At 60.6% G+C, this 10,988-nt stretch carries 6 protein-coding genes and 1 pseudogene; 5 read left to right on the top strand and 2 right to left on the bottom strand.

The window, feature by feature from the left end:
• Window positions 1-67: 67 nt before the first annotated feature.
• From RIN13_RS13295 to RIN13_RS13310, 4 genes are read left to right on the top strand one after another with little or no spacing between them, the layout of a single operon-like run.
• Entirely contained in the window at window positions 68-712 is a 645-nt protein-coding gene (locus tag RIN13_RS13295) for a hypothetical protein (RefSeq protein ID WP_309107814.1), read from the top strand.
• Window positions 709-2,022 (top strand): P-loop NTPase, encoded by a 1,314-nt coding sequence (locus tag RIN13_RS13300; RefSeq protein ID WP_309107815.1) that lies wholly within the window; start codon window positions 709-711, stop codon window positions 2,020-2,022. Before RIN13_RS13295 ends, RIN13_RS13300 begins: the two co-directional genes overlap by 4 nt.
• Window positions 2,023-2,080: 58 nt before the next feature.
• Window positions 2,081-6,928, top strand: a complete 4,848-nt coding sequence (locus tag RIN13_RS13305) for an NAD-glutamate dehydrogenase (RefSeq protein ID WP_309107816.1) — start codon at window positions 2,081-2,083, stop codon at window positions 6,926-6,928.
• Window positions 6,929-6,962: 34 nt separating this feature from the next.
• Window positions 6,963-8,432 carry a PAS domain-containing sensor histidine kinase gene (locus RIN13_RS13310; protein ID WP_309107817.1) on the top strand — a complete coding sequence of 490 codons (1,470 nt, stop codon included), beginning with the start codon at window positions 6,963-6,965 and terminating at the stop codon, window positions 8,430-8,432.
• A gap of 109 nt (window positions 8,433-8,541) precedes the next feature.
• Here the strand turns inward: RIN13_RS13310 and RIN13_RS13315 are convergent, their stop codons facing one another.
• The gene (locus RIN13_RS13315) at window positions 8,542-8,790 is read right to left on the bottom strand and encodes a WhiB family transcriptional regulator (RefSeq protein ID WP_003804966.1); all 249 of its coding nucleotides are present in this window, start codon (window positions 8,788-8,790) and stop codon (window positions 8,542-8,544) included.
• Between the two features lie 237 nt (window positions 8,791-9,027).
• On the opposite strand from RIN13_RS13315, the gene RIN13_RS13320 reads away from it, so the two are divergent.
• Complete coding sequence (locus tag RIN13_RS13320; protein ID WP_309107818.1) at window positions 9,028-9,567, top strand: hypothetical protein; 540 nt, start codon at window positions 9,028-9,030, stop codon at window positions 9,565-9,567.
• Here RIN13_RS13320 and RIN13_RS13325 read toward each other — a convergent pair.
• Window positions 9,541-10,988, bottom strand: a pseudogene (locus tag RIN13_RS13325) (hypothetical protein); the annotation flags it as partial. The gene RIN13_RS13320 and the pseudogene RIN13_RS13325 overlap by 27 nt on opposite strands.

The raw sequence follows: 10,988 nt of genomic DNA on the forward strand, positions 1-10,988 counted from the left end.
TGACAATGAGGGGTGTCTGGTGCATGATCCACCAATCCGGTAGCGCCTAAAGGGGGAAGCGGTACACATGACTGTGAACACAACATCCGCGGGAGCACGGCTGAAGAAGCCGTCCTGGAAGGATCCCCGGCTACTCGTCGGACTGTTGCTGGTGCTTGCATCCGTGGTCGGAGTGGTTTCGCTGGTGGGTGCAGCTGATCAGACTACTGACGTCTACGTGGCGCGGGAGGTTATCGCCGTTGGGGAGAGACTGACCGCCGACAACACTGCCCGGGCTAAGGTGCGTCTGGGGGAGTTGGAGGAGCTCTACATCTCCGGCGAGGCCGGACTTCCCGATGGGCTTGTAGCTGTCCAGAGGATCGGCAAGGACCAGCTCCTGCCCAAGGAGAGCCTCGGAAAGCCGGATGAGCTCGACCGCAAACCAGTCGCCATCACCATCGATGAACCGCTTCCTGACCAGGCGCTGGCCGGTTCGAGGGTTGATGTGTGGGTGGCGCAGCCCGACACACGCAATGGCTTCAGCGAGCCCTCGATGCTGCTGCCCGGCGCTGAAATTGCGCAGGTGACGCCAGGGTCCACTGCCCTTGGATCCTCCCGTTCCACCGTCCTGATGGTGCTGGTCAGCGACGATCAGATGCCGAAGCTCTTGGGTTCACAGGCAAACAAGGCAAAGATCTCAGTCGTGTGGAACCCGGGCGGTGTGGGCAAGTGAGCATCCCGGTCGTAACAGTGGGAGATGCCCAGGAAGACCTGGTCGGAGGGCTGGAGCGGCTGCATGGTCCGGTATCCGTCGTCAGGCGGTGCTCGGAGCTGACAGAACTGTTGGCAGCATGCCAGGGCGGGTTGGCAAGGGCCGCTGTGGTGGCAGGAGGAAGCGAGGAGCTTGCGGCCTCGTTGGTTGACCGACTCCGGGCCGTGGGAGTGGCAATAGTTGCCTTGACTGACATTCCGGCAGAGATCACCAGGCTGCGTGGAATGGGAGTGATCAGTGCAGCGCCGGATCTGGATCCGGCGGCGCTGGCAGCAAAGATCTCGGAAGCGGTAGCTCTTTTGTCCGGGGGTGGATCCGTTTCCCCTTTCAAGCAGGACAGCGGGATGTCTGATCCCGGCGCCTCCAACCGAATCAGGCTGGACGATGGCGCCGATGTCCCTCCGGCATCGGGAACAGGGAAGATCATTGCTGTTTGGGGTCCTGCCGGGTCACCTGGACGGACTCTTGTCGCAATCAACATCGCCGGAGAGTTGGCGGCTGAGGGCAAGTCTGTCCTTCTGATCGACGCCGACAGTTATGGCGCCAGCGTCGCAGCCATGCTGGGATTGCTGGACGAAACGGCTGGGCTCGCCCAGGCCTGCCGATTGGCTGACCAAGGGATCCTCGACGTCGATGCCTTGCTTCGGGTTGCCACCCGGGTGGTCACGAAGGGCGGCACGTTCCGCGTGCTCACCGGGATTACCCGTGCTGACCGATGGACAGAGTTGCGTGCCGCTGCCCTTTCCTTGGTGCTTGAGAAGTCCAGGGAAATCGCCGACGTGATCGTCGTTGATGCCGGGTTCTGTCTGGAGGCTGATGAAGAACTGAGCTTTGACACGGTGGCTCCAAGACGCAACGCGGCCACGCTGCGCAGCCTTGAACTCGCAGATACTGTCTTTGCGGTAGGAGCCGCGGACCCCGTTGGGGTTCCCCGGTTGGTGCGCGCCTTATCCGACCTCGAGCAGGCCGTGCCACATGCCTCGCCGAAGGTGGTGCTGAACAAGGTGAGAGCCTCAGTAGTTGGCAGGTCTCCGGAACGTCAGCTGCGGGAAGCCTGGGACAGATACGGCCCGTCCCTTCGGATAGAAGCGTTTCTTCCGGCTGATGCCGGAGCCGGAGATGCAGCGCTCCTTACGGGGGCCCTGCTGCTCGAAGCTGCGCCGGACTCGGCACTTCGCCGCTCCATTGCTGAATTGGTTTGTGCACCAGTCCAGGGAAAACGCCGTTCGTCTGTATTTACTTCCACAGCAAGGCGCAGAGTTAAGGATTAGGCTCACCTTGAGGGCTGCAAAGGTGCAGCCGTGAACTTCTGATGGAGGCGTTTCATATATGTCGTCTGGATCCAGTGTGGAGGATCAATCCTTGACCGTCGCGGCCTTGGAAGGATACCTGGGGGACTACTACGAGCACTTGGCAGAAGAGGATTTCCAGGCGTACCCCGCCGAAGTCCTCTCAACCCGGGCGGAGACGCACCGGGCTGTAGCGCAAAGCCGCCGGCCGGGCCACGCGAACGTCTCCATTTTTGAAGAGGGCGACAACTGTGTCATATATATAGTCACTGACGACATGCCGTTCCTCGTGGACTCGGTGAATGCGGAAATTGTCCGTCAAAAATCCGCCATCCATTTGGTGGTGCATCCGCTGTTTGTTGTCACGCGCAACAGAGTTACGGGTGAACTGGTCAAGGTGGACAAAGTTCCTTCGACGGTTGGTCTCTCCAGTGGCGATACAGCTACTATGCCCAGTCTTTCCCATCTCATTGCTGAAGGCGAAAATGCCTCCCACATGGAGTCCTGGATTGCAGTTGAGATTGACAGACTGGGGAAGGAGGGGCGGGATCTTCTTGAAGATGGACTCCAGCGGATTCTTGGAAACGTCCGGGCCGCGGTCGAAGACTGGCCGAAGATGCGGAATAAAGCACTCCAGATAGCTGCCGACTTGGACAAGGTAGCCAATCCGGCCCAGATTACAGAACTTCGGCAGGCTCAGGATCTCCTGCGCTGGTTGGACGAAGGCAACTTCACATTCCTGGGCTACCGCGAATACGACCTCGTCAACGAGGACGGCGAGGATGTGCTCCAGCTTCGTGAAGACAGCGGGCTGGGCCTTCTGCGCGCCAGCTCCGACGGGCGGCAGATCCAGCACCTGACGGATGCCGGCCGGAAAAAGGCCAGGGAGAAGCGGGCACTTGTGATTACGAAGGCCAACTCCAGGTCCACCGTGCACCGCCCGGCCTACCTTGACTATATTGGCGTCAAGAGTTTCGATGCCGCCGGTAACGTCAATGGCGAGCGGCGCTTCATCGGATTGTTTGCCACCAGTGCCTATGCAGGGTCTGTCAGGGATATTCCAATCGTGCGGGAGAAGGTCGAGGCAGTCCTCGGGATCGCAGGTTTTCCGCCCGATTCACACTCCGGCAAGGACCTCCTCGGGATCCTCGAAACGTACCCTCGCGACGAACTGTTCCAGATTGAGGTTCCTGATCTTTCTGCGACTGCCATCAGCATTCAACGACTGCAGGAACGGCGCCGGACCCGTCTCTTCCTCAGGCCCGACATTTACGGCCGGTTCATGTCTGCCGTCGTCTTCCTTCCGCGCGACAGGTACACCACCAACGTCAGGCTCCGTATCGAAGATGAGCTCCGCGAGACCTTTCACGCAGAGTCGATTGACTATGAAGCACGCATGACTGAGTCTGCGCTGGCCAGGCTCTTTTTCCGGATCCGTCTGCCGAAGGACGCCGATGGCACGAACGTCAACTCCCAGGAACTGGAAAAACGTCTTGTTCGAGCTACGCGTTCGTGGAGCGAAGGAATCACGGAAGTACTGCGTGATTCCTCGCCGGACGGGGGCGGCAAAGAGCTCGCCGAACTATGGGCCGAGGCCTTTCCTGCAAGCTACCGCGTTGACTACGAGGTTGAAGATGCATTGCAGGATATTGCAAGGTTCGAGAAGTACAGTGCAGTAGCCAAAGAAAGGGGCGGCCCGGAACGCCCGGGCGTTCACGTCTACCTCCCTGAAGGCGCCGGAGCAACTTTGGAGGAGGACGCACGCGTCAAGCTGTACATGCTTGACCCCAAGAGCCTGAGCCAGATTCTTCCGTACTTCCACAACCTGGGCCTTGAGGTGCTGGATGAGCGGCCGTTCGAGATCGAGACGGCCGACAAACGTGACTTCTTCCTCTACGACCTCGGGCTCAAGTACCCGCAACGGGTGGATCCTTTGGTCACGGGAGAGCTTCTCGCCGAGTCCTTTGGCGCAGCAGTTTCCGGGGCAGCCGAATCTGACAGCTTTGACCGGCTCGTCCTTCGTGAAGGCATGTCGTGGCGCCAGATCGTGGTTCTTCGCGCCTATGCCAGGTACATGAGGCAAATGGGCAACACCAACTCCTTTGAATTCATGGCTGACACATTGTTGGCGAACCCCGATGTCACGCGTGCCTTGAGCGCACTGTTCACGGTGCGGTTTGACCCTTCGTTCGCGGAGGAAGAGCGCGAGGCCAGGCAGGAAGAGTTGCGCGGGGAGCTGGCTGCGTCGATTGAGCAGGTAGCCACCCTGGATGCAGACCGGGTTCTGCGGACCTTCAAGAACCTGATCGAGTCGACCCTGAGGACCAACTTTTTCCAGAACAAGCCCTACCTGAGCTTTAAGCTCAATCCGGCCGGCATTGAGGGATTGCCGTTCCCGCGGCCGATGTTCGAAATCTGGGTCTATTCCCCACGCGTCGAGGGTGTACATCTCCGATTCGGGAAGGTTGCACGAGGCGGCCTTCGCTGGTCAGATCGCAGGGAGGACTTCCGGACTGAAATCCTGGGTCTCGTCAAGGCACAAACAGTCAAGAACGCAGTCATTGTTCCCACGGGGGCCAAGGGCGGCTTCTATGCCAAACAATTGCCGAACCCCGCGGAAGACAGGGCTGCCTGGATGACTGAGGGGGTGGAGAGCTACAAGACGTTCATCCGAGGTCTGTTGGACCTCACAGACAACCTCGTTGCGTCACCTGGTGGCGAGGAACTGGTGCCGCCGTCCGGTGTAGTGCGGCATGACGGAGATGACTCCTATCTGGTGGTCGCAGCGGATAAGGGGACAGCGACTTTCTCTGATATCGCCAACGGGCTGGCCGCTGAGTACGGCTTCTGGTTGGGGGATGCCTTCGCGTCCGGTGGCTCTGTTGGCTACGACCACAAGGCCATGGGGATCACGGCAAGGGGCGCCTGGGAATCAGTCAAGCGTCACTTCAGCGAGCTGGACCTGGACACCCAATCCGAACCATTTACCGTCGTCGGCGTGGGGGATATGTCCGGGGATGTCTTCGGCAACGGAATGCTGCTTTCACGGCACATCCGGCTCCTGGCTGCTTTTGACCACCGGCATATTTTCCTCGATCCGAACCCGGACGAAGCTGTTTCATTCGATGAACGGCAACGGCTGTTTGCGCTGCCGCGTTCGTCCTGGGACGACTATGACAAATCGCTCATCAGTGAAGGTGGCGGTGTTTATCCCCGCCAGCTGAAATCCATCCCGGTTTCGGAGCAGGTCCGGGTCGCCTTGGGCCTTCCTGATGGAGTTACCCAATTGAGCCCTCCGGAGCTCCTTCGTGCGATCCTGCTGGCTCCGGCCGACCTTCTTTACAACGGGGGAATCGGTACCTACGTCAAGGCGAGCACTGAGACGAATGCAGAAGTTGGTGACAAAGCCAATGACGCAATCCGCGTGGACGGACGAGAGCTGCGTGTCAAGGTGGTCGGCGAAGGCGGCAACCTGGGACTGACCCAGCGGGGCCGTATTGAAGCCGCCCTGCAAGGGGTGATCCTCAACACGGACGCGATCGATAACTCCGCCGGAGTTGATTGCTCCGACCACGAGGTCAACATCAAGATCTTTGTCGACAGGATGGTAGCGGCAGGCAGACTCGAGGCCAGAGAGCGCGCCGAATTCCTGGCCTCCATGACGGAGGAAGTAGGCCGGTTGGTTCTTGAGGACAACATTGACCAAAACATTCTGCTGCTGAACGATCGGATCCGCGTTGCTGAATGGAGCCCTAGCTACGAGCGGCTGATGGACTGGATGGAGAAATCCGGATACCTGAAGCGGAAGCTTGAAGCCCTCCCCACGACCGAGACAATCCGGGAGCGGCTGGAGCAGGGCCAAGGACTTACTTCCCCTGAGCTCTCCGTGCTCTCTGCTTATGCCAAGATCCAACTGGCCACAGCACTGCGGGAAAGTGACCTCGCCGATGATCCATGGTTCCGTCGGACCTTGCGGGAGTATTTCCCCCGTCAGTTGCGGGAAAGGTTCGACGCCGAGCTGGACAGCCACCCTCTGCGCAGGGAGATCATCGCGACGGTAATCGCCAACGACATGATCAACATGGGCGGAATCACGTTCGCCTTCAGGGTGATGGAAGAGACTTCCGCCAGTGAGGTCCAGGTGGCAAAGGCATTTGTGGCCCTGCGGGAAGTGTACGAACTGGACAACATGGTGGCCAAGCTCAACGCCCTTCCGGCATCGTTCCCCACCGAGCACTGGAGCGCTGTCCACCTGGATATCCGCAGGTTGCTGGACCGGGCGGTTCGCTGGGTCCTGACTCAGGGGAACGCCACCCGGCCGATTGCAGACACAGTCGCGGAGTTCAAGCCGCTGATGGACCCAATGCGTTCGCGCCTGCTCGATTACCTGCGCGGTGATGACCGCGCACGAGTGGCCGCATGGCTTGAAAAGGCGCGGGCGTGGGGCCTACCTGAAGACCTGTCGTACAGGTGGGCTGAGCTGTTCGAGAGCTTTGTGCTGCTGGACATTGCCAAGATCGCCCATGGCAATGCGGAACCGGTGGAAAGCATTGCGCATGTGTACTACACCGTCTTCAACCGGTTCCACAGCGATTCCCTGCTGGAGCGGATCACGAAGCTCCCGAGGGAGGACCGTTGGCAGGCCCTTGCCCGGGCCGCTCTGCGTGACGATCTGTATTCAACCGTCTCAGATATAACCACTTCAGTCCTGGAGGCCACTCCCAGCGGTGTCCCTGCGGAAGACCGCCTGAAGACCTGGGAAGGACTTAACGCCGAACAGTTGGGGAGGGCGAAGAGCATGTTTGATGAGGTCAACGCCCTTGAAGCCGACGATATGGCGTCCCTGTCGGTAGCATTGAGGCTCTTGAGGTCAATCGTCCGACGCTAGGCAGTAGCCGGGAGCGTCGCAAAATGGAGGTGCAGTGGCAATCTTTACGGACCCTATCAGGGAGCATGCTGATTTTGGGCCGGGGGATGCCGAGTGGCTGCACCTCCTGGTGGGCGACTGGCAGATGGTTGCAGACCTTGCCTTCGCTGACCTTGCATTGTGGTTTCCGCATCCGGAACACGGATACATCGCGCTCGCGCATGTCCGCCCCTCCACCACGCATACGGTGTTTCACGCCGACTTTGTGGGGGAGGGGATCAGGTCGGATTTGCAGCCCCTGGTGGACAAAGCGTGGGAGAGCCGGACTATTGAGCGTTCCAGCGAGACCAACTGGAGCAGCGACATGGCCCTCCGCGTGGAGGCGGTCCCGATGGTTCGCAACGGCCGGACCCTCGCTGTGGTCACCTCCCACATGGACCTGTCCAGTTCCAGAATGCCCTCCCGGCTTGAGCTGACGTACCGCCAGTGTGCGTACGACCTGCTGAGGATGGGCACCCTGGGTCTCTGGCCCGATTTCGCATCGCCCACAGGTTCCCGAAGGGGTGCCCCGCGTGTGGGGGATGGCCTCATCAGGCTGGATGCGGACGGAATCGTCCAGTATGCCAGTCCCAACGGCGTCTCGGCTTTCCGGCGTCTGGGCGATGGGGAGTCTCTGGAAGGGCGATCGCTCGCAGAAGTAACCGCAGGTTTGCTCAAGGACCGCCGAATGGTGGACGAAACCTTGCCGCTGGTTGTTACCGGGCGGATGCCCTGGCGCAGCGAAATTGAGTCCCGTGGCGTCAGCCTTTCACTGCGGGCTATTCCGCTGCGGGACGAGCAGCAGAGGTTCGGAGCCCTAGTCCTGTGCCGCGACGTGTCGGAATTGCGGCGCCGTGAAATGGAGTTGGTGACCAAGGACGCGACCATCCGCGAGATCCATCACCGGGTCAAGAACAATCTGCAGACGGTCGCTGCCCTCCTCAGGATGCAATCCCGCCGAATGGTCAGTGACGAGGCAAAACAGGGCCTCGAACAGGCGATGCGCCGGGTAGCAACCATCGCACTGGTCCATGAGACGTTGTCCCAGGGCCTTACCCAAAGTGTCGATTTCGACGAACTAATCGGACGGCAATTCAGGCTCTCGGCTGAAGTCGCCTCGCCCTCCCAGCAGGTACGCACCGAGCGCGCGGGTCTGTTTGGTGAACTGCCCAGCGACTTCGCCACACCCTTGGCCCTGGTAATCAACGAACTCGTCACCAACGCGGTCGAGCATGGACTGGAGGGGAGAACCGGCACCGTCTGGTTGCTCGCCAACCGCTCAGAAGGAGACGACGGTGAGGAACTGCTGACAGTGACCGTTGCCGACGACGGTGTAGGACTCCCGGAAACACCCCACACCGAGGGATTGGGGCTGCAGATTGTCAGAACCCTGGTGATGAGTGAGCTCGGAGGCACAATCCAGTGGCAACGACGCGAAGGTGGCGGAACCGCGGTCCAGATCGTGCTTAGCCTCATCCGGCGGTAGGGCCCGTTGCCGTCCCGGAACTTCCGGCCTTAAGTCGCGCCGGATCGCCGGCAAAATGAGAGGGGCCGCGGACTGTAACGTCCGCGGCCCCTCTCATCAGTTTGTGCTCTCAGGAAGCCCGGCGTGCGCGTGCAGCACGTCGTTTGAGGGCGCGGCGCTCATCTTCACTCATGCCGCCCCAGACGCCTGCGTCCTGGCCGGACTCCAGGGCCCACTGAAGACAGGTATCCACCACGGGGCACCGGCGGCAGACGCTCTTGGCCTCCTCGATCTGCAGGAGGGCAGGGCCGGTGTTGCCTACGGGGAAAAACAGCTCCGGGTCCTTGTCTAGGCACGCTGCGCGGTTACGCCAATCCATGCTGATCAGTCACTCCATTCCTGGGAAACTCGTTGAGTGCTTTGTGAAAATATTCACTAAAGGCAACAAAGGAAAGGGGCCCAATCGGGCCCCCTTGGTCATCTCGAACAAGCCTGTCATGTTAACGCTGTGTAAACAAGGGGGTTTGATGACGGAAGTGCCTCTTCGGCGTGAGCGATGCATCACATTGTTCAGGGGGCCCTCACAGTTAGTGACTATGTCCGGTATTGTGCCAATGTGTCAAGACCTCCACTGGAACCACCCGAAGATGCCTCCGGGAACGACCGGAACACCGGGATGAGCAGCGACGCCGGAATGGACAGCAGCGCCGAAATCCGCCGCACCCCCGGGGTCAATGACGCCGATGCAGCCGACACGCAACGGCGCCCGGCCGGCATTGCCGTCCTCAGCGGAATACTGGCAGCAGAAGCAACTGCCCTTCTCGTTGCTGCCGCCTGGTTCATCATCGGGCTGGTCAGCGGAGCTCCCACAGGCTCCTTCTGGAGCGCTGTCTTCCTCCTTGTGCTCCTGCTCGCCTTTTCAGCGTGGCTTTACGCGATGGCCTACTTTCTTTTCCGCGCTTACCGCTGGCCCAGGGCAGGAGCCTTCCTGGCCCAACTCTTCGTCCTCACCCTTGGATTTCCCGCTCTGACAGGCGGACTCACGCTCATTGGACTATTGATGCTGGTCCCGGCTGCCACAGCCATCGTGCTGCTGTTCGACAAACGCGTGGTCAGGTTTGCTTCACGTTCAGGCGGTGGACCTCCCGCCTTGTAGACGGGGAGCCAAAGTTCCCAGCTGGGTCAGGACGGCAATTCCACGGGATATGACTACCGCGCGGCCGGCTGGCGGGCGGTTGTCCAGATCGAAACGCACACCGAAGAAGTCGCCGTCCAGAACGCTCCTCGGACAAATGAGTACCCCCGTGCCGTGGCTGCGCGCCTGCAGCATCAAGGGAACGCGTTGTGCCAACGTGGAGCTGAAGCCCGCGGCCAGGACAATCGTCAGACCCATAGTGTTGAGGTCCAGCAGACTGCTGTGCGCTGCCGGCGACAACCGGTCAGCATCGTCCACGAGGGCTAAGGCATCCGGGGCGAGTGCCTGCGATGCGCCCTTCGCGGCGAGGCTGGACCAGTACGATGCCGCATCTGCTTCCTGCCCCGGGATTAGCCAGGCCGTTTCACCGGGGTTCATTTCGGGGAGGGCCCGCAGAAAGGTACTCTTACCCGCCGATGGGCCACCCAGTACCGCCAGGACGCCGCCCTTGGGAAGCGTGAGGGTTACAGGCTCAAGCTCGTCTCCACCTACTCCCACCAGGAGCGTGTGGTCCCGTCGCTTGGGTGAAGTTCCGGAAGGAACAATTCCCCGGAACGTCATGTCCTCATACCGGTCTCTAATTGCTTTCCCGGGAATGGAAGCGGGTAGCCGCTCTACCCTGAATGGTCTTGTCTTTGGAGTTTGAACGGATGCAGAAAGCCGCAGCGTATTCTGCGGTGGAGCGAAGAACTGGACCATGGACGGACTCCCCTTAACAAGGGATCCAAAAGCGACGGCCCGGCCTCTTACCGACGGCATGGCAGGAAGGCGGGGCCACGCGAGGCGTCCTTCCTCGCTGGAACCCGTCGGGAAAAAGCACTGGTTCGGAATGGAGGAGAAAAAGCGTGCTGTCACGAGTTCCCGACCTCCGGAAATGAGAACCGTGACCTTGGCCTTCGGTCCATCCCTGATGATGTCCTGGAGCAGGTCTTCAGCCCAAACCAGCGGAGAGGCGCGGAGCGCAGAGACCCAGGAACCCCAACCTGAAATGACCAGGACGAGGGGAGGATCTGTACCCTCGGTCTGGCGACCCAACCGGACGGACATCTCGTGGGCGACTCGTTCCAGCACACGGACTCCGCGACGAAGTTCCTGAAGGCCAGCTACTGCACCAACGTGTGGGAGCGCGGATGTTCCGCTTAAAGATCCGTCGGAGTCCAAGAGGTAAAAATGCGCCTCCCCTGGTGTCTCCAGCATTTGGTCCAGCACAAGGAGCAGTGCCTCGTCCACACCCGCCATCGCCGTTCCCACCAGCCCAAGATGACCGTCAGTCAGGGGTTTCCATTTCAGCGCTGTTACTGTCTGCTGCTCCGGAGAGTCCACCCACCCGAGCTCTGCCACACCATGAGAGCGCGGGCCCGGGAACGGCAGGAGTTCAGGTA

It is taken from the genome of Arthrobacter sp., assembly GCF_031179985.1.
In the GTDB taxonomy this organism is placed as follows: domain Bacteria; phylum Actinomycetota; class Actinomycetes; order Actinomycetales; family Micrococcaceae; genus Arthrobacter.

What these genes read in the sequence shown, in the direction of transcription:
- RIN13_RS13295 (WP_309107814.1), top strand. Translation starts at nt 68, where the DNA reads ATGACTGTGAACACAACATCCGCGGGAGCACGGCTGAAGAAGCCGTCC.
- RIN13_RS13305 (WP_309107816.1), top strand. Translation starts at nt 2,081, where the DNA reads ATGTCGTCTGGATCCAGTGTGGAGGATCAATCCTTGACCGTCGCGGCC.
- RIN13_RS13315 (WP_003804966.1), bottom strand. Translation starts at nt 8,790, where the DNA reads ATGGATTGGCGTAACCGCGCAGCGTGCCTAGACAAGGACCCGGAGCTG.